This window comes from Paenirhizobium cremeum, from assembly GCF_022884085.1.
Taxonomy (GTDB): domain Bacteria; phylum Pseudomonadota; class Alphaproteobacteria; order Rhizobiales; family Rhizobiaceae; genus Allorhizobium; species Allorhizobium cremeum.
Genome location: NZ_JAGGCS010000010.1, coordinates 46334 through 67353 on the forward strand (window position 1 = coordinate 46334; position 21020 = coordinate 67353).

Sequence of the window (21020 nt, forward strand, 5' to 3'; positions counted from 1 at the left end):
GGCTTGCGCGGAAGATAGTGCAGCGCACCGTCATGATCCACCGCCAACGAGGTTTTCCCGGCATTATGAAGCAAGCGCCATGAGGCGGGGACACCGGTTGCATGGTGCGGCAAGGCGGATGAGCGGATATATTGATGCGGTATGTTCAACGGAGTTGCCTGCATTGACCCGCCTTCCCGACCTTGGAGACATTCGATCGCTCGAAGAAGCTCTGCATCGCCCGGAGATAAGGCGTAGCAGGGAGGCAGTCGAAGCCCTGCTGGCAGAAGGCTTTATGGAGTTCGGAGCATCGGGAAGAGTCTATGAACGAGCGACGACCATCGACCTGCTGGCGGAGGAGAGCGATGACGATCAAGGCGATCTCAAGGCGACGAATTACGCTCTCAAGCCCATTTCGAACGATGCTGTCCTTCTGACCTATGAAACGGAGCGCTCATATCGGGATGGCTCCAGGCGACGTGTGCTGCGAAGTTCCATATGGAAGCACAACGGGCTCAAATGGCAGATGCTTCTTCATCAGGGTACGATCAGGGCCTGAACCGCGCCCGGTTAGCGAGGCTCGGGTCTTCAGCGGAATCCTGTCGCGTCTGCTCCGTCAGTTGCTGCTTTCCCCGCGTCGCCTGAGAGTGCCTGTCGGGCGCTACCCTTGTTATGATGGGCCGAATAGTCTTAAATGGCTTAAATGGCTTAAATGGGTTGGGAAACAGGGACTTGGATGCAATGGACGATATCGAGCGGGTGGAGGTCTCCGGGTTTCGCGTACCCTTCCGCGACATCGACATGTATGGCCGAATGCACAATGCCGCCTATATCGTCCATGCGGAGGCTGCCCTTGCCCATTTCTGGCGCTACCGGCCGCCGCTGGAGGGCGAGCCGCATTTCGTCGCAAGCAAGATCGAGTGCCGTTTCCACGATCCGTTGCGGCTCGATGACGAGGTGCGCCTGACGGTCCATATCGACAAGATCGGCGGCAAGTCCGTTGGCTTCAATGTGACCATGGAAGCGGGAAACCGTCTGGCCGCCGAGATCGAAATGCTCTGGACCGCGACCGACCCCGATACGGGCGAACCGGTGCCGTTGCCGGAAGATATCCGCGACTGGCTATACGGCTACCTGCCGTGAAGCGCGGGGCGGCTTGAGCTGAAATCTTGTCGGGCTCTTCGAAGGGCTGCAGGAGGCCAGGCCTCAGGTGAGCATGATGCAATTGCCGCGCCCGTCATGCCTGTGCTTGTCACAGGCATCCAGCCGGCGAGTATCTACGAGCTGAAAAGACTCCCGGATTTATGGAGAGGCTGGAGTCTCCCGCGCGATGGACATCGCGCCGCTGGATTCAGGCTCAAGGCCGGAATGACGGAGAAGATAGCTTGCGCCATGCTCAAACCGGGCTTGAGTGCAGTCCGAGACAGCCACCGCCAGCGAGCGACCGCTCTCCACCGCATCCCGTCGACCCCAGTCAGCGACGCAGGCTGCCGAGGATGCCGCGCACGAGCGCACGGCCGACCGAGGTAGCGACCGAGCGGGCGGCACTCTTCATGGCGGCTTCGATCACCGTCTCGCGCTGATAGCCGGAAGACCGGCGGGTGGTGCCGTTCCTCGAGGTCGAGCGCGGCGCCTCGTCCTCGCCGTCATTGCCGAAGCCGGGCAGCGTCCAACGGCCGGCGGCGCTGTCGTCGCCGGCTCCCTGGCTCGCCTGTTCCTCCGCCGCGCGCTTGGCGGCTTCTGCCTCTGCGGCCTTGCGGGTGCGCTCCGTCAGGATCTCATAGGCGGATTCCCGGTCGAGATCCTTGTCGTAGAGGCCGGCGACCGGGCTGACATTGATGACGGCCTGCCGCTCGCTGTCTGAAAGCGGCCCGACCCGGCCCGACGGCGGGCGCACCAGCGTGCGTTCGACCATGGACGGGATGCCCTTGTCCTGCAGCGTCGAGACCAGCGCCTCGCCGGTGCCGAGCGTGGTGATTGCGGTCGCGCAATCGAAGGCCGGGTTGGGGCGGAAGGTATCGGCGGCGGTCTTCACCGCCTTCTGCTCGCGCGGGGTATAGGCGCGCAGCGCATGCTGCACGCGGTTACCAAGCTGGGCGAGAATGGTTTCCGGCACGTCGAGCGGGTTCTGCGTGACGAAATAGACGCCGACGCCCTTGGAGCGGATCAGGCGCACGACCTGTTCGACCCGCTCGATCAGCACCTTCGGCGCATCGTTGAACAGGAGATGGGCCTCGTCGAAGAAGAAGACGAGCTTCGGCTTGTCCGGATCGCCCACTTCCGGCAATTCCTCGAACAGTTCCGAAAGCAGCCACAAAAGGAAGGTGGCGTAGAGGCGGGGGTTCATCATCAGCTTGTCGGCGGCCAGCACCGAGATTGCGCCGCGCCCGTCATTGGTCGTGCGCATGATGTCGGAGATCTTCAGCGCCGGCTCGCCGAAGAAGTGTTCGGCGCCCTGTTGTTCCAGCACCAGCAACCCGCGTTGCAGAGAGCCGACGGAGGACTTGGAGATCAGGCCGAACTGGGTGGAAAGTTCGGTCGCATGCTCTCCCATATAGTTGAGCAGCGCCTGCAGGTCCTTGAGGTCCATCAGCGGCAGACCGCCCTGGTCGGCGATCTTGAAGGCGATGTTGAGCACGCCTTCCTGCGCTTCAGATGCATCCATCAGGCGCGACAGCAAAAGCGGCCCCATCTCGGCGATGGTGGAGCGCACGCGATGGCCCTTCTCGCCATAGAGATCCCAGAAGATGACCGGGAATTCCTGGAAGGCGAAATCGTTGAAGCCGATCAGTTCGGCACGCTTCGTCACCCAGTCCTTGGCCTCGCCCATTGCCGCGATGCCGGAAAGATCGCCCTTGATATCGGCGCAGAACACCGGCACGCCGGCATTGGAAAAGCTCTCCGCCAGCACCTGTAGCGTCACCGTCTTGCCGGTGCCGGTGGCGCCGGTGACGATGCCGTGGCGGTTGCCGAATTTCAGCTCCAGATATTCAGGCTTGTTGAGGCTGTCGTCCGGATTGCGGCTTGTGCCGATATAGAGCTTTCCGTTTTCGAGCATGCCCGTTCTTCCCCGTTTCCGTGCGCCTGTCGGAGCAACGCCGGCATGCGACAACTTTCATCGATTCATCACCTTGCTCTTATAAGGATAGTGTGAAACATCGACAACAGCGCGTGGAACACAACCGGGCGAGGGAAAACTGCGACAGGTCGCTGTCCAGCGCTTGAGTTCGAGGAACAGTTCAATTACGTTGACGTTAACGTCAAATTTTGCAGGAGGCAGACCATGAACGAACTCGTTACCCGCATCGCCGAAAAGATCGGCATTGAACCCGAGACGGCCGAAAAGGCTGTCGGCATGATGCTGGGCTTCCTGCAGCGGGAAGCCGCTGATGGCCCCGTCGCCAAGATGATCGAAGCCATTCCCGGTGCCATGGACCTCGTCGCCAAGTATAACGGCGAAGGCGAGGGCAAGGGCCTGCTCGGCGGCCTGATGAGCGCCATCGGCGGCGGCGGCATTATGGGGCTTGGCCAGCAGCTCATGGCCCAGGGACTCGGCATGGGCGAGATCACCTCGCTTGCCAAGGAAACCATCGTGGTCGCCCGCGAATATGCTGGCGACGAAGTGGTCGACGAAGTCGTCGCTTCCGTTCCGGGTCTCAGCCAGTTCGTCTGAGCCGAACGGCCTTCATCGAATGAAAAAAGCCGCCGGGTGAAAGCCCGGCGGCTCTTTTTTTACAGAGCCTGGTGTCGAGCAGCGAGGTCTCCATCTCCGTCATGCCGGACTTGTTCCGGCATTGAGTGGCGCGATGTCCGTCGCGCAAAAGACTCTTTTGCGATCAAGGACTTGATCGCGCCGGATTCCGGCTCGAGGCGGGAACGACGATAGTGGAGGCAGCAGAGTCAGAGCACGAGATGTACAGCAAGGGCTGTCGGCAGTCGGAAGCTTCCGGTCGAAAGGCCGGCGACGTTGCCCGTCGCCGGTTTTTGCGTCAGCCCTGTTCCACCTGCGGCTCGCCGGCCGCAGCCTGGGTCTTCTGCCTGCGGGTGCGCCAGTCGCCCAGGAAGAGCAGGATGGGCGCCGCGATGAAGACCGAGGACGAGGCGGCGATGAAGATGCCGAAGATCATCGGAACGGCGAAGCTTTCGACCGCGCTGCCGCCCCAGATCGCCATGGGCAGCATGGCGAGGAAGGCGGTGGCCGAGGTGTAGAGGCTTCGGGCCAGCGTTTCGTTGATCGACAGGTTTATCAGGTCGCGGAAGGGCATGGACTTGTAGAGGCGCATGTTCTCGCGCATGCGGTCGTAGACCACGACCTTGTCGTTGACCGAATAGCCGACCAGCGTCAGCAGTGCCGCGATTGCGGTCAGGTTGAAGTCCAGCCCCGTCAGCGCGAAGAAGCCGATCGTCTTCGTCACGTCGAGGACGAGCGTCGCGATGGCGCCGACGGCAAACGGCCAGTCGAAGCGGACCCAGATGTAGGCGAGCATCGCAAGACTGGCGAGCACGACCGAGAGGATACCGGCGGTTGCCAGTTCGCCGCTGACCTTCGGGCCGACGACTTCCGTGCGCTCGATCTTGGCGCCGGGATTGATCTCGGCGATCTTGGCGCGAACCTTCTCGACGGCTTCGGTCTGGGCCGTTTCCGGGCCGTGCTGTCGTTCGAGACGCAGCAGCATGTGGTTGCGGTCGCCGAATTCCTGAAGCGCGACTTCCCCGAGGCCGAGGCTCTCGATACCGGAACGATAGATGCCGAGATCGGCCGGCTCCTGCGTCGATACTTCGATCTGGATGCCGCCCTTGAAGTCGACGCCGTAGTTTAGGCCCGGCGAGATGAAGAGCGCGATGGAGGTGATCGACAGCACGGCGGAAATGCCGATGCCGACGAGGCGGGCCTTCATGAAGTCGATCCGCGTGCCGTCCTTGATGAGCTTGACCGGCAGCAGCGGACGAATGTTGATCGTCTTCATCTTGTAACGGTTGGCAATCGCCACCATGGCGACACGGACGACGGAGACCGCCGTGAACATCGAGATCGCGATGCCGAGGCCCATGGTCACGGCGAAGCCGCGAACCGGGCCGGAGCCGAACCAGAACAGGAGAACGGTTGCGATGAGCGCGGTGACGTTGCTGTCGATGATGGTCGAATAGGCCTTGTCGAAGCCGAGGTCGATGGCGGCAAAGGCGCCTCTGCCCTTGCGGCATTCTTCCCGGATGCGCTCGTTGATGAGAACGTTGGCGTCCACGGCTAGACCGATGCCGAGCACGATGCCGGCGATGCCGGGAAGCGTCAGCGTCGCGCCGAAGAACGTCAGGCCGGCGAATGTCAGGATGACGTTGAGGGTCAGTGCGATGACTGCCAGCAGACCCCAACTGCCGTAAAGCGCGATGATGAAGCCGACGACCAGCGCAAAGCCCACGAGGCCGGACATGATACCCATCTCGATGGCGTCGCTGCCGAGGTCGGCGCCGACGGTGCGCTCCTCGATGACGGTCAGCTTGGCCGGCAGCGCGCCGGCGCGCAGGAGGGCGGCGAGCGTCGTTGCGTCGGAAACCGTGAAGGCGCCGGAGATCTGCCCCGAACCGCCGGTGATCGGCTCGCGGATGACGGGGGCGGAGAGCACCTTGTCGTCGAGCACGATGGCGAATGGCTTGCCGACGTTTTCGCGGGTGATCTGGGCGAACCGGGTGGCGCCCGCCTGGTCGAAGCGGAAGCTGACGACCGGCTGGTTGTTCTGCTGGTCGAAGGCGACGCGCGCATCCGTCAGGCGGTCGCCCGAGAGCAGGACGCGCTCCTGGACGGGATAGGTCTGGCCGTGTTCGTCCTCGAGCATGCGCACCCCGCGCTCACCCTGGTTGCCCAAGAGGTGGAAGCTCATCTTGGCGGTCGAGCCGAGCAGCGCGCGCAGATTGGTCGGGTCCTGCTCGCCCGGAAGCTGGACGAGAACCCGGTCGCCGCCGACGCGCTGGATGGTCGGTTCCGCGACGCCGACCTGATCGACACGCTGGCGGATGATTTCAAGGCTCTGGTCGACGGCGCTCGACATGCGGTGGGCGATGCCGTTGTCCGATGGCTTGACGGTAATGCCGTTGTCGACGGAATCGGCGATGTCGAGGTCGAGGCCGGTGCGCACGCCGACCGTCACCTGGTTGCCGAGCTTTGCCAGCTCCTGCTTGGCCACGTCGCGCTTCGATGGATCGGCAAGCGTGACGAGAATGGCATTGCCCTGGCGCTGGATGGAGCGTGTATCGATCTTGGCATCGCGCAGATTGACCCTGGCCTCCTGCGTCAGGTTCTGCAGCCACTCGTTTTCAAGCGACGGACGGTCGACTTCCAGAACCAGGTGCGACCCGCCGCGAAGATCGAGCCCGAGCGAAACCTTCTCGTGCGGCAGCCAGCTTGGCCAGCCGGCAAGCGTCTTCTCGGAGAGAATATTGGGAAGCGCGACAAGCACTCCGATGAGGATGATGAGCGCGTAGCTCACCACCTTCCATGGTGAATTTCTCAATTTTATGCATCCATTTGTGCGACCCGTCGGACAGACATGGCTGTCCGGCCGCGTTGACGATGTGCCGATATGATGTCGGGTGAGGGATCAGGCGGCGAGCAGCGGAGGCGCGCGCGGATCGAAGGCGCCGGGCGGCGCGATATGATCGGGGCTTCGATCCCGTTCGACGATTTGCAAAGCCCATGCAGGCAAGGGCAGTTCGATGCCGGGAACATCTGGCGACGCATCGGGGCCATCGGATGTCCGCGCTTTGCTGCCCTGCCGCTGATCTGCGGTAAGGACGCTTCGGGCGGGCTCCCGCTTCCCAGCGAGCGCGGGCTTGGCGGCGGCCATCGCGTCCATGGATTGGGCCCGTATGGAACCCGTTTCCTGCCACGGGCCCGAGCCCGACACCGCGAACAGGGCGGCAAAAAGCATGCACATCAACCCCGACATGGCGGCAGCCATGGCGCTGAGATGCGATTTTGCCTGTTCTGTCGATGCGGTTCTTATGGCTCGATATCCTCGTGTCATCGATAACATGACACAAAAACGCGCCGAAGGCCATTCGACGACGCCGATCTCTCCGTTCTCCATGCCTCGTGACGGAGCGAGAGGGCGGGTCTATTCCTCCACGACCACCAGTTCCGGCACGCCTTCGATCTCGAAACGGATGTGGCCGCGTTCGGCGCGGCCGAGCCGGATCGGCCCGCCTTTTTCCTCGAGCCGCCGGCGAAGCAGGATGAGACGGGTCTCCAGATTGTCCTTGTAGTCAGGGAGCTGCAGGCTCCGGTCGCGGCGGATTTCGCGGTTGAGGAAATCCTGCCGGCCGTTCTTCGCATATTCCTCGATGAAATGCCTCAGCAGCCGGCCGGGCACGCCACGGATGAGGTAGTCGTTGTCGATGAAGATCGACCCGTCGCGGGGATAGAAGCGGATGCGCAACGGTCCGGCGGCCGGATGGATGGTATCGGCGGGCACCGGTTTCTCCGCCTCGGCCTCGCTCTCTGGGCGCTCGCGTTCCTGCGAGGCCAGCGTCATCGAGAGGGCAAGGTGCCCGGCGAGGATGCAAAGCGCCTCTTCGTCGCGATGGCGGAAGGCGAAGGACTGCTCGGCCTCCACGAACAGCACGCCGGCGAGCCGTCCCTGCGCCACCATCGGCACGGCGAGCTGGCTGAGCGGCGAGGCAAGCGCCGGAAGCGGCAGCGGGTCCGCCCCGGTGATTCCGCTTGCCGAGCCGACAGCGTTGACGTAGCGCCGGCTACGGCGAAAATCGCTGATGCGCACCGGCCGGCATGTCGCTGCCGCCATGCCGATGACGCCGGCGCCGAACGCGACTTCCGAACCGAAGCCGAAGCGGTCATAGCCACGGCTGGCAATGGTCGAAAGCAGCCTCCGTTCGTCGTCCGGCACCAGCACCATGGAATGCTGGAAGCCGAACATCGTCTCCAGCCCCTCCAGCGCCTTGTCCAGCAGATGCTCGGTATCCGTTTCCGCCGCAAGCTGCACGGCGAGCCGGCGGGTGAGATCCAGATGGTCGCGCCGATCCTCCGCCTCCGGTGAGGGCTCCTCCAGAGGATGGGCCGGGGGCACGAGCCGACAGTCCTCCACCCGGTAGATGTCGACCGCCCTGAGCTTCATGATCCCGCCCATGCCCTGTTCGACGCTCATCACCTCGAGATGCGCGCTGACGGTTTCGAACACCGGGCCTTCCGTCATCGAGGTCTCGTAGACGAGGTCGAGGATGTATTGCAGGCCGAGATGCCCGTCGACCACCATGACGGTGGCGAGGCCGTTCACCGCTACGTTCTCCGCCGTCTTGGAGAAGAACTGGTTGGAAAGCGCCACATGGTGGTCGTCGATATAATAGACATGGGACAGGTAGGAGGCATTCGGCATGCCGTCGCGGTCGGTGGTCGCGATGACGGAGGGTATCACGCCCTCGAAGGCATCCCGGATGGTGCTGAGCCGGATCATGACGCTCCGTTTCCGGTTTCGCCGAGCCGGCGTCCCGCCTCCGGTCCGGGTGTCTGGACGAACAGGTCGCGCGGAAAGAAGGTGATGCGCACGAGGTTGCGGTCGCTGAGCGTGCTGGAAAGCTGCAGCCGGCTTACCCCGAGCGCGCCCATTTCGGCGAGCATGTCGGCGACATACCGGCTGCCGCGGGCCTGGTCGATGCTGTCGGCTTCGCGCACCTCGATGATCGGTCCCTTGATCTGGTAGGCCTTGTAGTTGTCCGGCTTGACGAAGGTGGCCGAGATCGGAGTCTCAGGCACGGCATGCGCCACGGCGTCAGGCCACTGGCTGGCCGAGACCAGCAGGGAAATCCGTCCATTGCCGGAATCGAAGCGTGCGCCCGTCGCCCGTCCGATCATTGGGCGGTGCGCGTCGTTGCGCGTGGCGATGAGGATCATCACCCGCCCCTCGATGAAACTTGCGACCCCCGCCTCGATCACCGATTTCCCCCTGTTTGAGCGCGATCTTATGAAGATAGGAAAATTTTAGCAACGCATGGCCGGCGTTAGGAAGCATTTAGGAAGCGGGTCGAGGCGGGGTGTCCTAAGAGCCTGCCCATCGCACCGGCGGGCTGTTCCGTCCGGGCTGAAGACAAGGAGGAAAATCCCATGACCCATCACGTTTCCCATAGCGTCTCGATGACAGCCATTCCCGATCTCTCCGGCCGTTACGATCTCTACGGCGCCATTCACAAGGGCCTGCGCAAGGCCGGCTGTGACATGCTCAACCGCATCGGCACCGCCGATTTCGAAAATCCCGAGGAGACCGAAACCGTGCTCGGCAATCTGCGCAGTTTCATCGTCTTCGCCGCCTCCCACGTAATGCACGAGGACGAGCACATTCATGGCGTGCTGCGGGCGCGCGGCGCCTCGACCGCAACGCTCGAAGACCAGCACGACGATCATCGCACCGCCTTCGCCACGCTCGAAAAGCTGGCAAGCGACATCGAGAAGGCGTGGCCGATGCACAAGCAGGCCGCCGGCCGCAAACTCTATCTCGCCTTCGCCGCCTATCTCGCGGAAGACCTTGCTCACATGCACGAAGAGGAAACGGTAACGGCCCCGGAACTCTGGAGGATCTGCACAGACGAGGAACTGGCGACGATCGAGATGCACATCGTCGCCTCCATGTCGCCGGAAAAGAACATGGCCTTCCTGCGCCTGATGGTGCCGGCCATGAACCCGGCGGAGCGGGCCGCGATGCTGTCCGCCATGCAGCAGAACACGCCGCCGGAAATGTTCAGCGCCATCGTCGAATTCGCCGTTCGCCCGAGCCTTTCGGAAAAGGCGTTCAGCGACCTCTCCGAGCGGATCGCGCTTGCCGCCTGATGCGGCTGGCCGGGCCGGCGACGGTCGCCGGGATTGCCGGTTCCGGCCTCACCGTTCCGGCCGCAGGCATTCCGCCAGGAAGCCGACGGCTGCGGCAATCGTGTCGCTGTCGCGCAGGTCGTGGTGGTAGGTGATGTAGATATCCCGCATGATATGCTCCCCTTCGTCGCCGGCGACCTTGAGGCCGTAGGTCGCCGCGACGAAATCGGGCAGGGCGGCGATGCCGACGCCCGCTGCGGCGGCTGCGCATTGCACGCCAAGATCGTTGGTCCTGAGCACGGTCTCGCGGCCGGCCGCCATCCGTTTCAGCCAGACCTGCTGCGGCGTTTCATCGAGCAAATCGTCGAACAGGATGAAGCCATACTGCTCGGGTCTCCGTGTCGCCAGATAGGCAGGGGAGGCGAGGAGCAGGTAACGCACGCTGCCGGCCTTGCGGATGATGAGGCTGGGATCGGTGGGACGACTGAGCCGGACGGCGATATCGGCCTCGCGCCGGGTCAGCGAGACGTTGCGCACATCCGCCACCAGCCGCAGCCTGATGCGTGGCCTCGCTTCGTAGAAGGCCGCGATCTTCGGTGTCAGGAAAAACGAGGTCAGCACCGGCGGCGCGCTCACCGAAATCTCCACCGGCGCCTCGCCCTCGGTTTCGAGGATATCGCGTTCCAGCGCGAAGACCTCTCCTTCCATTCGCCTTGCCCGTTCGGCCACCAGCCGGCCCTTTTCCGTCAGCAGGTAGCGGCGGGGCCGCCGGTCGAAGAGCCGGATACCGGCCTTCTCCTCCAGCGCCTGCACCCGGCGGGCGACGGTGGCGTGATCGACCCTGAGGCGGCGGGCAGCGGCCGAAAGCGAGCCCTCGTCGGCAAGCGCCACGAAAAAGCGGAGATCGTCCCAATCCAGCATTGTGCAAATTTGCCCATTTGATGTGCCTCATTGGGGAATAGCGCCCAATGCGGCCCTCGGGCAATAGCAAAGGCCTGAACCGCTGGAAAAGGAGCCCCCCATGACGGATAATCAGGAGACCCGCCGCCAGAGGCGCGTCGTTCGGCTGACGATGGAGCCCGGCAGGCAGGAAGAGCTGCGCACCGCCCTTCTCGACCTGCGCAAGGAGACGCTTGAAGAGCCGGCTTGCGCGGAATTCGATTTCTACCGCTCGCTGGCGGACGATGCGGCTTTCCTGCTGGTCGAGGATTTCACCGATAGCGCCGCGCTGGATGAACATCTGGCCAAGCCCTACACGCAGGCCTTCTTCAAGCTGGGTTTCCTGAAGTCTGCCGAGCCGATCTCGCGGGAGTGGCTGGCATGAGCGGTGGCACACCTGCCGCGCTCGCGGCCGAAAAGACCGCGCGCGGACGGCGGCGGAAACTGCCGGCCCGCAGCCGGCACATCGTCACGCCGATGATCCTGTCTTTCCTGATGTCGGGCATCGTGGCCTCGATCGCCACGATCCGCGCCACGGGACTGACGCCGGATCTCGGCACCATCATCCCGCAGGCATGGGCCATGTCCTACATCGTGGCCTTTCCCACCGCGCTGGTGGTCATGCCCGTCGTTCGCTGGATCGTCGACCTGATCGTCGAGGCGCCGGGCGGAGAGCGCAATCGTTCCCAAGGAACCCATGCTCCATGAAAAAAAGGCCGCCGGAGGAAATCCGGCGGCCTTGTTTTTCGTTCGGAAGCGGGGGCCGTTACGAGGCCATCGCATAGATCTGGTGATGCCCACGAACCTGTCCCGGCGCATGGGTACGGAACCGCGCGATCATCTGGGCAAGGTTTTCGGTTTCCTGGCTGAGGCTCTGGGCGGCGGCCGTGGTTTCCTCCACCATCGCCGCGTTTTGCTGAGTGACCTTGTCCATCTGGTCGGCGGCGGCGGAGACCTCGCGCAGGCTGAGGGCCTGTTCGCGGGCGCTGGTGGCGATATCGCCGATCGTGGCGCTCATCGCCACCACCTGTTCGACGATCTCCTGCAGCGATGAGCCGGACTCGCTGACCAGTTGCACGCCGGCCTCGACCTGCGTCGAGGAGGTCGAGATGAGTTCCTTGATCTCCTTGGCGGCGTTGGCGGAGCGCTGGGCAAGCTCGCGCACTTCCTGTGCCACGACCGCGAAACCCTTGCCGGCTTCCCCGGCGCGGGCGGCTTCCACGCCGGCATTGAGCGCCAGCAGGTTCGTCTGGAAGGCGATCTCGTCGATCACGCCGATGATGTTGCCGATCCTGGCCGACGATCCCTGGATCTCGGTCATCGCGGCGATGGCGCGGGCCACGATCTCGCCACCCTTCTCGGCGTTCGAGCGGGCGGTCGCGACGGTGCTTTGGGCGCGGCCGGCACCTTCCGCGGTGCCGTTGACGCCGCGGGTGACATCGCCGAGCGCCGCAACGGTTTCCTCCAGCGAGGCCGCCTGTTGTTCCGTGCGGCGGGCGAGATCGTTCGAGGCAGACGAGATTTCGCCAAGCCCCGAGCGGATCGTGCTGACGGCGTGCACGACGGAGCGCAGCGCTTCCTCCAGGCTTGCGACGGAGCTGTTGAAGTGATCGCGGATCGTTTCGTAACGCTGGTCGACCGCACCGATCCGGACCGTCAGGTCGCCCTTGGTAAGGGCGTCCAGTCCGACCGAGATCTGGCTGAAGGCGTGAGCCATGGCATCGGCATCGGCAATGCGCTCGGCTTCCTGGCGCAGCCGTTCCTCTTCCGCGGCGAGGCGGGTGCGCTCGGCATTCGCTTCCGCGATCAGCTTGGCGCGGCCGGTTTCCTGGAAGACCTGCAGCGAGCGGGCCATCGCGCCGAGTTCGTGTCGGTGTTCGGTCCCTTCGATCGTAATCGACTCGTCGCCACGGGCGAGGCGCTCCATCGCCTGGGCGATGTTGCGGACCGCCGAAGAGATCAGCCGGCCGATGGTATATGCAAGCACAAGGCCGATGACGATCAGAAGGCCGGAAATCGCCAATGTTGCCGTCGTGGTCGACTTGACGGTGCTTTCGACGGAGCCGTCCAGCGTCTGCTGTTCGCCGGTGATCCGGGCCTGCAGGTTCTGGAAGCCCGTTGCGATCTGAGGCGCCAATACATTGAGCTGCTTCTCGCGGATGTCGTTGCTGGCGAGCAGCACGTTCTTCACGTCGCCAAGCCGGGCGGTATAATTCTGCATCAGCCGTTCGGCGCCGGAAAGGCGTTTCTGCTGGATCTCGTTGCCGACCGCCTTCTGGGCGGCGGTGTTGAGCTGCACGGCTTCGGCAAGCGCTGCCTGTGCGGTGTCATAGGCCTTGAGGTCGTTGGCGTGGACGAAGCGCTCGGAATAATAAAGGCTGCGGTTCAGCGCCTCCAGGGTGTCGCCCGTCATGTGCAGGGTGGAGAGGTCGCCCTGGCGCCAGGCGCTGCGCATCACATCGTTGAGCGCGATCGACGTCCACGGACCGAATTCCGTTACCTTGGCGATAAGCGCCTCGCGTTTGTTCTGCAGCGCGACGATCTCGCCGAAGGCCTTGCTGTAGTCGTCCATGTTCTTTCGGATCGCCGCCATGCCCTGCTGCAATTCGGCGTTGCCGGCCAGCCGCGGATCGTCGGTGGAGAAAGCCTTCACGCCGGCCTGGAAGCGTTCCACGACCTCTGCACTCGGTGTCGTGCGGAAGGCTTCCGCCGCCATCTGGATCTCGTGCAACTGGTTCGAGTAGTCGGAGATCGCGAGGCTCTGGCCGGCCGTGGAACGATAGGATTGGAATATGGAGGCCAGGCCGCTCATGCCGTTCAGGGCAGTCAGCGACAGGAAGCTCATAAGCAGGATCAGCGGCAGGAAGCCGGCGGTGATCTGGGTGCGGATGCCGAGTTTTTTCCAGAAATTCATCGTCGTTGTCCTTGGCTTTCTCACTGGCTCTTGGGCAGATAGGTGGCGACGTTGGCGGGCGTCACGAGCTCGAAGGGCACGTAGTTCGTCTTCTCGACCTTCTCACCCTTGATAAGCTTCAGGGCTGCCTCGATGGCGCCCTTGCCCTGGCCAGCCGCGTTCTGGAGGATGGTGACGTCGAGATCGCCGGCCACCATGGCGGCAAGCGCGTCGTCGGTGGCATCGACCCCGGCCACCACGACCGTGTCCATCGACATTCCGGCGTTCTTCATGGCGCGGATGGCCCCGAGCGCCATTTCGTCATTGTTGGCGATCACGGCATCGAACTTGACGCCGCCCTTCAGCCATTCCTGCATCAGGCTGTCGGCCTGGTCGCGCGACCAGTTCGCCGATTGCCGTTCGACGATCTGGATGCCCTTGCAGGCCTCCGTCGACAACACGTCGGACACGTCCTCGGTGCGCTTGCGGGCGGCCGCGTGGAAAAGCTCGCCCATCATCACCACGGCCTTGCCTTTGCCATTCAGCAACCGGCAGACCTCCCTGGTCTCGAGCGTGCCGGAATCCTTTTCGTCGGAGGCGACCACGGCCTGTTTCTCCGGCAGTTCGGCAAGGTTCGAGGGCTCGTTGTTGACGTAGATCAGCGGAATGCCGGCGTCGCTGGCGATCTTCGACATTTGCGGTCCGAGATCGCCGTCCGCCGGGGCTACGATGATCGCGTCGACCTTGTCCGTTACGAATTTCCGCAGTTGTTCCAGCTGTTTGGCGGTGTCGCCTTCGGCGTTTTCCGAAACGATCTTCAGCCCGGGGATCGTCTTCCCATGGGCGAGAATGCCGTTCAGCAATACCGTCTTGAACTTGTCGAGGCCTGACATCGAGACGCCGATCGTCTGCGCGCTGGCGGTGCCGGCGGTCAGGAGGAGCGTCAGGGCCAGCAGAGAGGTCTTGTGCATCGAAATCACCGAATCTCCGGTTGTGGATGCAAAAGAGCATGTGCGTTGATGGTTAATTAGATGTGTATTTATGGAACATGGCGCAACTTTATTCCGCCGTTATGGAATTATAATTCCATATATGGAATCGGGCGCACGGCAGTCGCCCCGTTCCGGTGCCGCCGCCCCGGAAACTGGAGCGCCGTGCGTCCGAACGGACGCACCAAGGACGCTCTTGCTTGTCAAACCTAGGACAATGCCGAATCGACGATCACCAGCGGCCGGCCCTGCGTGCAATTCTCGATGCGGGCATCGACGCGGTAGACGGAACGCAGAAGCTCGGCCGTGATGACCTCGGTCGTCGGACCGCTCGCCACCAGCCGGCCATCGGCCACCACCATGGCATGGTCGCAGTAACGCATGGCGTGGTTGAGGTCGTGCAGCGCGATCAGCACGGCGATGCCGCTCTGACGGGCAAGGTCGCGCATATATTGCAGCACCTCGATCTGGCGGAAGAGGTCGAGCGCCGAGGTCGGCTCGTCCATCAGCAGGATATCCGGCTTGCGCACCAGCGCCTGGGCGATGGCGACGAGCTGGCGCTGGCCGCCCGACAGCGCGCCGAGATCGCGGAAGGCGAGGTCGTTGATACGAAGCGAGGCGAGGATACGGTCGATATCCACCAGTTCGTCGTCCGCCACCTTCCAGCCGGACCCCTGCTTGGCGGCCAGCAGCACGGATTCGTAGACGGTCAGAACAGCGTTGGCACCGGTATCCTGCGGCATGTAACAGATCGGCCGGGAGAGTGCACTCTCGCCGCTCAGATGCACCACGCCTTCGCCTTTCAGCAGGCCCGCGATGCGCTTGAACAGCGTCGACTTGCCGGCGGCGTTGGGACCGATCACGGCCGTCAGTCCGCCGCCTTCGATACTGCCGGTGGAGATATCCTCGAAGATCCGGTTCTTGCCGTAGCGGGCGCCGAGGCTTTCGAGTCTGAGGGCTACCATGCGCGCCTCCGGTTGGTGAAGATCAGCGAGAAGAAGAAGGGAACGCCCACGAGCGCAGTGATGACGCCGATCGGCAGGATCGCGCCGGGGATCAGCATCTTCGAGACGACCGAGGTGACGGAAAGCAGCAGCGCGCCGCAGATCACCGAACCCGGCAGGAAGAAGCGCTGGTCCTCGCCGACCACCATGCGGGCGATATGCGGACCGACGAGGCCGATGAAGCCGATGGTGCCGACGAAGGAGACCGGAATGGCTGCCAGCAGGCTGACGAGCATCATCGTTTCCAGGCGGAGCCGCTTGACGTTGACGCCGAAGGAGGCTGCCTTGTCGTCGCCGAGGCGCAGCGCCGTCAGCGCCCAGGCATTGCGGGCGAAAAGCGGCACGCAGAAAACCAGCACGGCGCCTGTCACCGCAACCTTGCCCCATGTCGCCTTGGTGAGCGAACCCATGGTCCAGAACACGACGGCGGCGAGCGCCTGTTCGGAGGCGAGATATTCGAGCAGCGAGAGCAGCGCGTTGAAGGTGAAGACCAGCGCGATGCCGAGCAGCACGATGGTTTCCACGGTGACGCCGCGCAGCGTCGAGACGCCGTAGATGAACAGCGACGCAGCCATCGCCATCACAAAGGCATTGATCGGGATCATGAACTGCACTGCGGTCGGGAAGATTGCGACGCCCGCCACGAGCCCGAGGGCTGCGCCGAAGCCGGCGGCGGCGGAAATGCCGAGCGTGAACGGGCTCGCCAGCGGATTGGCGAGGATCGTCTGCATCTGCGCGCCCGCAAGCGAAAGACAGGCGCCGACGGTGACCGCCATCAGCGCCACCGGCATGCGGATATCCCAGATCACCACCCGCAACTGGTCGCCCGCGGAGGACGGCCATAAAATGGTGGAGACGACCTCGCTCAGCGTATAGCGGGCAGGACCGAGCGCCATGTCGGCGGCGACGCTCACGAGAAGTGCGGCGACCATGAGCCCGAGGATCGTCAGACGCCGGGCGGAAATCGCCCGGTACTGGCTGCGCCCCGCGGCGCTCTGCAGTGTTTCGGTGGCAACGGCCATCAGTTGGTTCCCTTATCGAGCGAGACGAAATAGCCGGGCTTGTAGGCGATCGGCAGGAACTTCTCGTGGAATTCCCGGAACGTCGCTTCCGGGTCCAGATCGGCGAAGAGATCCGGATGGAACCACTTGGCGAACTGCTGGATCGGCGCGAATTCATAAGGGGCTCCGTAGAACTGGTGCCAGACGGCGTGCACCTCGCCGTCGGTTACCGCCTTGAGCCCGGAAAAGCCGCTGCGCTGCATCAGCGCCTGCAGTTTCTCTCGTGCGGCCTGCGGGTCGGCGCCGCGGCCGACATGGACGAAGCGATTGGTCTTGGATTCGGCCGCCCAGTTGGAACCGGTGGCGATGTATTGGTCCGGGTTCTGGACGATCAGTTGTTCGATGCTGATATCGCCGAAGGTCGTCTTGATGACGTCCGCGGCAATGTTGTGGCCGCCGGCGCGTTCGACCATCTCGCCGAAATTGGCCGGGCCGAAGCTGCGGCAGCAGCCGTTCTCGGCGTCGTTGCCGGGAGCGCGCTCGATGAAGACCCTGGGACGCACGAGATTGGGCTGGCTCGCGATGCGGTCCGTCACACGGGCGATCTGTTCCCGGCGAAACGCGATGAATTCCCGCGCCTTTTCCTCGCTGCCGAAGATCTCGCCGAGAAGCTCGATCGACTTTTCGCTGTTCTTCGCCGGGTCCACGCGGAAGTCGACATAGACGACCTTGATGCCGGCGGCGGCAGCCTTTTCTTCCAGCCCGCCTTCCAGCGCGCCTTTGCGCGACTCGATGTTGAGCGTCAGCACGTCGGGCGCAAGGGCGATGGCAGCTTCCAGGCTGAATGTACCGTTCGGCACGTAGCCGAAGCGGGGCAGGGTCGCAAGGGCGGGAAAGCGCTCCACATAGGCCGCGTAGCTGTCGGCGTCCTTGGTCAGGAAGTCGTCGCGCCAGCCGACGATGCGGTCGAGCATGTGCTCGCCGGTCAGCGCGGCGATGACATGGATCTGCCGGGCCTCTCCGACGAGAACGCGCTTCGCCGGCAGGTCGAGTTCGATCGTCCTGCCGGCGACGTCGGTGATGGTCTCTGCAAGGGCAGGGCTGCCCAGAAATGGAAGAAGGGCGATTATCGCCCGGGTGTATCTGGCAATCATTCGTATCGTCCTTGGGGAAGCGGCCGGCAGATGGTTTCCGCCGGCCTTTCCGTTCTGGCTTAGAGGCCGGCCTTCAGCGAGGCGAAGTAACCGGTGTGATAGGCGACCGGCAGGAAGCGTTCGTGCAGTTCCTTGAACGTGGCTTCCGGATCGAGATCGGCAAACAGGTCCGGATGCAGCCACTTCGCGATCTGCTGGACGGCGACGAACTGGTAGGGGCTGTTGTAGAACTGGTGCCAGATGGCGTGGACATTGCCCTCGGTAACCGCCTTGATGCCGGTGAAGGCCGGGCGCTTCATCAGGGCTGCGAGTTTTTCCTCGGCCTTGGCCTTGTCTGCGCCGGGGCCGACGCCCACCCAGGCGCCGCCCGGAACGTAGAGTTCCCAGTTGGAGCCCGTGACGATCACCTGATCCGGGTTGGACGCGATGATCTGCTCCGGATTGACCGCACCGAAGGTGCCGGGGATGATGTCCTTGGCCATATTGATGCCGCCGGCGAGTTCGACCATCTTGCCGAAGTTCTCGTTGCCGAAGGACATGCAGCAATCTTCGGAATAACCGCCGGCGCGTTCCATGAACACCACCGGCTTCTTCAGGTCGCCGGCCTTGGCGAGCGTATCGGTGACACGGGCGAGTTGCTCGTCGTGGAACTTCACGAATTCCTCGGCGCGCGCTTCCTTGCCGAACAGCTTGCCGATGATGCGCATGGATTCGTCGGTGTGCTGCATCGGCTTTTCGCGGAAGTCGATATAGACCAGCGGAATGCCGACCTTGGCGAGCTTTTCGATATAGCCGCTTTCCTCGGTCGCGGACTTCGCCTCCGTGTTCATGATGATGACGTCCGGCTTCAGCGCGACTGCCTGCTCGATGTCGAACGTGCCGTCCTTCATCCCGCCGAAGGTCGGGATCTTCGCCATTTCCGGGAATTTCTGGAGATAGATGTTGTAGCCGTCGAGGTCGGCCTTCTGGAAGTCGTCGCGCCAGCCGACGACGCGCTTGAACGGTGCATCCGTGTCGAGAGCGCCGGTGAAATAGATCTGGCGACCTTCGCCGAGGATGACCCGCTCCACGGGAACGTTGACTTCGACTTCACGACCCGTGATGTCCTTGATCTTGATTGTCTCACCCGCTTCGGCGATACCCGAAAAAAGCGCAAGCGAAATCGTGGCGGCGGCGGCCACCCTGTTCAAATGGAGCACGTCGTCCTCTCCTGTGCAGTGGAATTCCAAGCGATCTATTATTTTATGACTTTCATAGTCAACTAATATCTTTTAGAAAGCTTCCAATGTCACTCATATTTCATGGGAAATGCCGAAATGCAGACCGCTGCAGCCCTTTCGAACCACGATCTTCGCGACGAAATCAAAGCCTACTGGTCGCTGCGGGCAGAGACCTTCGACAGCCAGCCCGGCCATGAGATTTTCTCGGAAGAGGAGCGTGCCGCCTGGCATTCGCTGCTGCGCAGACATCTGGGCGATGGCGAGGGCAGGCAGGCGCTCGATCTCGCCTGCGGCACGGCCGTCGTCTCCCATCTTCTCGATGACCTTGGCTTCAGGGTGACGGGCATGGACTGGGCGGAACCGATGCTCGAAAGGGCGCGCGCCAAGGCGAAAACCCGTGGACGGCAGATCCGTTTCCTGATGGGGGATGCGGAAAATACCATGGAGGCCGATGCGTCCTACGACGTCGTCACCAACCGGCATCTGGTCTGGACGCTGGTCGATCCGCTCGCCGCCTTCCGCGAATGGCATCGGGTGCTGAAGCCGGGTGGGAAGCTGCTGGTGGTCGACGGCGATTTCGTCAATCCCGGTCTGGTCGCGAAGCTTGCCAAGCGCCTGGCCGTCATGGTTTCCCGCTTCACAGGAGAAAGCGGCAAGCCGCAGAACGGGCCGGCGACCGGGGCGATGACCGAGACCCACCAGAGCATCCTCTCCCGCGTCTATTTCTCGCAAGGCGCGCGCGCCGAAGCGGTGGCCGACCTGCTGCGGCAGGCCGGTTTCTCGACCGTCACGATCGACACCGACATGCGGGCGATCCACCGCACGCAGAAGAAGAATTTCAGTTTCCTGAAGGGCCTCGAACGCGCCACCCAGCACCGCTACGCCATCTGCGCGGTGAAGTGAGGGGGCTGGCGTGCTGACAGCGTTCGAAACGAACGCCGGCGCAGTTTACTTCTTGATGGCGATCCCGGCTTCCACTGCGGCGGCGATGAAGGCCTGGCGGGCATCCTCATCGGTCTTCTTGCCGGCCTGAACGGCGGCGCAGACCAGAAGGGCGCGGTCGAGCGCCGGACCTTCCTCGGTCGGCCAGTCCTCGATCATCGCCCAGGAGGCGGCTTCCGTGGTGTCGATCGTGACGTCGCTGCCGTCCTCGCCGAGCGCGAGAATGACGGGATTTTTCCAGGGCTTGTTCATCGGGCATGCTTTCGAAATGGGATGGGCGACCGGTCGCTCTTCGGGCGTCGAAGCGCTTCTTACACAAGTTACGCCTTTACCGCCACGACGAAGAAGCGCGGAAATTTCAGGAGCACCCGGCCGTCGGCCATGGGCGGATAGGCCTGCCTGATGCGGCCGGTATAGTCGGCGAGGAAGGCGGCCTCGTTTTCGGCCCCCGCCATAGCGAGATAGGGGCGAAGCCCGGTGCCCTTCACCCATTCGACGATCGCCTCGGCATTGGCCATGGGGTGATAGTAGATTGTGTGCCAGACATCGACGCGGGCAGCTTTCGGCGACAGGCGTTCCATGTAGCTGGCAGGCGAGGGCAGCAGCGCGCGCCGCAGGCACCCTCCGGCGAAGGAGCCCTTCCATGGCCCGGCAGCGCCCGTTTCCTCCATCAGGAGATGGGTCGGCTGGTCGAGATTGTCGGGCATCTGCACGGCGAGCACGCCGCCGGGCGCCAGATGATCCATGAGGCGCGCGAGCAGCGACAGGTGGTCCGGCAGCCATTGGAAGACGGCATTGGCATAGAGGACATCAGCGGGCTGCGGCGGCATCCATCTGGCAAGGTCTGCCTGAAGGAAAGACGTACCGGGCAGCCGCTTGCGCGCCTTGGCCAGCATGTCGTCGTCGCTGTCCAGCCCGGTGACGGCAGCCTTGCCGAACCGTTCGATCAGAAGCTCGGTCGAATTGCCGGGGCCACAGCCGAGGTCGTACACCCGGCCGGCCTCGCCAGGCGGCACCTGTGCAAGGAGATCGCGGGCGGGACGGGTGCGTTCATCCTCGAACTTCAGATATTGCTCGGCCGACCATGCCAT

21 protein-coding genes are annotated in these 21020 nt (G+C 63.5%); 7 read left to right on the top strand and 14 right to left on the bottom strand.

The genetic code is table 11. The features are described from left to right. Nucleotides 1–118 precede the first annotated feature (118 nt). Nucleotides 119–538 carry a nuclear transport factor 2 family protein gene (locus J5N58_RS17695; protein WP_244712008.1) on the top strand — a complete coding sequence of 140 codons (420 nt, stop codon included), beginning with the start codon at nt 119–121 and terminating at the stop codon, nt 536–538. Nucleotides 539–720: 182 nt separating this feature from the next. Next, complete coding sequence (locus J5N58_RS17700; RefSeq protein ID WP_112829028.1) at nt 721–1122, top strand: acyl-CoA thioesterase; 402 nt, start codon at nt 721–723, stop codon at nt 1120–1122. 331 nt (nt 1123–1453) lie between these two features. Here J5N58_RS17700 and J5N58_RS17705 read toward each other — a convergent pair whose 3' ends face one another. Then, on the bottom strand, nt 1454–3037 hold the full coding sequence (locus J5N58_RS17705) for a helicase HerA-like C-terminal domain-containing protein (protein WP_113340324.1): 1584 nt from the start codon (nt 3035–3037) through the stop codon (nt 1454–1456). A gap of 225 nt (nt 3038–3262) precedes the next feature. Between J5N58_RS17705 and J5N58_RS17710 the strand changes: the two genes are divergently transcribed. Beyond that, nucleotides 3263–3652 (top strand): hypothetical protein, encoded by a 390-nt coding sequence (locus J5N58_RS17710; RefSeq protein WP_112829030.1) that lies wholly within the window; start codon nt 3263–3265, stop codon nt 3650–3652. Nucleotides 3653–3968: 316 nt separating this feature from the next. On the opposite strand, the gene secD is transcribed toward J5N58_RS17710, so the two are convergent. The 4 genes from secD to J5N58_RS17730 form a co-directional block, all read right to left on the bottom strand. Next, a complete protein-coding gene (gene secD / locus J5N58_RS17715; RefSeq protein ID WP_244712011.1) occupies nt 3969–6485 on the bottom strand; it encodes a protein translocase subunit SecD in 2517 nt (838 codons plus the stop codon). Between the two features lie 87 nt (nt 6486–6572). Further along, a complete protein-coding gene (locus J5N58_RS17720) occupies nt 6573–7061 on the bottom strand; it encodes a hypothetical protein (RefSeq protein ID WP_112829086.1) in 489 nt (162 codons plus the stop codon). A 27-nt stretch (nt 7062–7088) separates the two neighbouring features. Then, nucleotides 7089–8441 (bottom strand): GAF domain-containing protein, encoded by a 1353-nt coding sequence (locus J5N58_RS17725; protein WP_112829087.1) that lies wholly within the window; start codon nt 8439–8441, stop codon nt 7089–7091. After that, the gene (locus J5N58_RS17730) at nt 8438–8920 is read right to left on the bottom strand and encodes a hypothetical protein (RefSeq protein ID WP_112829088.1); all 483 of its coding nucleotides are present in this window, start codon (nt 8918–8920) and stop codon (nt 8438–8440) included. The genes J5N58_RS17725 and J5N58_RS17730 overlap by 4 nt, the downstream gene beginning before the upstream one ends. 168 nt (nt 8921–9088) lie before the next feature. Here J5N58_RS17730 and J5N58_RS17735 point away from each other — a divergent pair, with 168 nt between their 5' ends. Beyond that, on the top strand, nt 9089–9808 hold the full coding sequence (locus J5N58_RS17735; protein WP_113426177.1) for a hemerythrin domain-containing protein: 720 nt from the start codon (nt 9089–9091) through the stop codon (nt 9806–9808). 48 nt (nt 9809–9856) lie between these two features. Here J5N58_RS17735 and J5N58_RS17740 read toward each other — a convergent pair whose 3' ends face one another. Further along, nucleotides 9857–10708 (bottom strand): LysR family transcriptional regulator, encoded by an 852-nt coding sequence (locus J5N58_RS17740; protein WP_244712013.1) that lies wholly within the window; start codon nt 10706–10708, stop codon nt 9857–9859. A gap of 100 nt (nt 10709–10808) precedes the next feature. Here J5N58_RS17740 and J5N58_RS17745 point away from each other — a divergent pair, with 100 nt between their 5' ends. Continuing rightward, on the top strand, nt 10809–11111 hold the full coding sequence (locus J5N58_RS17745; RefSeq protein ID WP_113426175.1) for a putative quinol monooxygenase: 303 nt from the start codon (nt 10809–10811) through the stop codon (nt 11109–11111). Continuing rightward, entirely contained in the window at nt 11108–11434 is a 327-nt protein-coding gene (locus J5N58_RS17750) for a DUF2798 domain-containing protein (RefSeq protein ID WP_113426174.1), read from the top strand. Before J5N58_RS17745 ends, J5N58_RS17750 begins: the two co-directional genes overlap by 4 nt. A gap of 58 nt (nt 11435–11492) precedes the next feature. On the opposite strand, the gene J5N58_RS17755 is transcribed toward J5N58_RS17750, so the two are convergent. The 6 genes from J5N58_RS17755 to J5N58_RS17780 form a co-directional block, all read right to left on the bottom strand. Further along, on the bottom strand, nt 11493–13640 hold the full coding sequence (locus J5N58_RS17755; RefSeq protein WP_244712015.1) for a methyl-accepting chemotaxis protein: 2148 nt from the start codon (nt 13638–13640) through the stop codon (nt 11493–11495). 20 nt (nt 13641–13660) lie between these two features. Further along, a complete protein-coding gene (locus J5N58_RS17760; protein WP_113426225.1) occupies nt 13661–14590 on the bottom strand; it encodes a substrate-binding domain-containing protein in 930 nt (309 codons plus the stop codon). Nucleotides 14591–14817: 227 nt separating this feature from the next. Next, nucleotides 14818–15573 carry an ABC transporter ATP-binding protein gene (locus tag J5N58_RS17765; protein ID WP_112829095.1) on the bottom strand — a complete coding sequence of 252 codons (756 nt, stop codon included), beginning with the start codon at nt 15571–15573 and terminating at the stop codon, nt 14818–14820. After that, the gene (locus J5N58_RS17770) at nt 15567–16634 is read right to left on the bottom strand and encodes a FecCD family ABC transporter permease (protein ID WP_112829096.1); all 1068 of its coding nucleotides are present in this window, start codon (nt 16632–16634) and stop codon (nt 15567–15569) included. The genes J5N58_RS17765 and J5N58_RS17770 overlap by 7 nt, the downstream gene beginning before the upstream one ends. Then, nucleotides 16634–17767, bottom strand: a complete 1134-nt coding sequence (locus tag J5N58_RS17775) for an ABC transporter substrate-binding protein (protein ID WP_113439436.1) — start codon at nt 17765–17767, stop codon at nt 16634–16636. The genes J5N58_RS17770 and J5N58_RS17775 overlap by 1 nt, the downstream gene beginning before the upstream one ends. A gap of 59 nt (nt 17768–17826) precedes the next feature. Then, nucleotides 17827–18966 carry an ABC transporter substrate-binding protein gene (locus J5N58_RS17780; RefSeq protein ID WP_113340334.1) on the bottom strand — a complete coding sequence of 380 codons (1140 nt, stop codon included), beginning with the start codon at nt 18964–18966 and terminating at the stop codon, nt 17827–17829. Between the two features lie 117 nt (nt 18967–19083). On the opposite strand from J5N58_RS17780, the gene J5N58_RS17785 reads away from it, so the two are divergent. Then, nucleotides 19084–19890: a class I SAM-dependent methyltransferase gene (locus tag J5N58_RS17785; protein WP_113340335.1), complete on the top strand. Its 807-nt coding sequence runs from the start codon at nt 19084–19086 to the stop codon at nt 19888–19890. A 45-nt stretch (nt 19891–19935) separates the two neighbouring features. Here J5N58_RS17785 and J5N58_RS17790 read toward each other — a convergent pair whose 3' ends face one another. Further along, nucleotides 19936–20181 (bottom strand): DUF982 domain-containing protein, encoded by a 246-nt coding sequence (locus J5N58_RS17790; protein ID WP_113340336.1) that lies wholly within the window; start codon nt 20179–20181, stop codon nt 19936–19938. Between the two features lie 68 nt (nt 20182–20249). Next, the gene (tam, locus tag J5N58_RS17795; RefSeq protein ID WP_244712017.1) at nt 20250–21020 is read right to left on the bottom strand and encodes a trans-aconitate 2-methyltransferase; all 771 of its coding nucleotides are present in this window, start codon (nt 21018–21020) and stop codon (nt 20250–20252) included.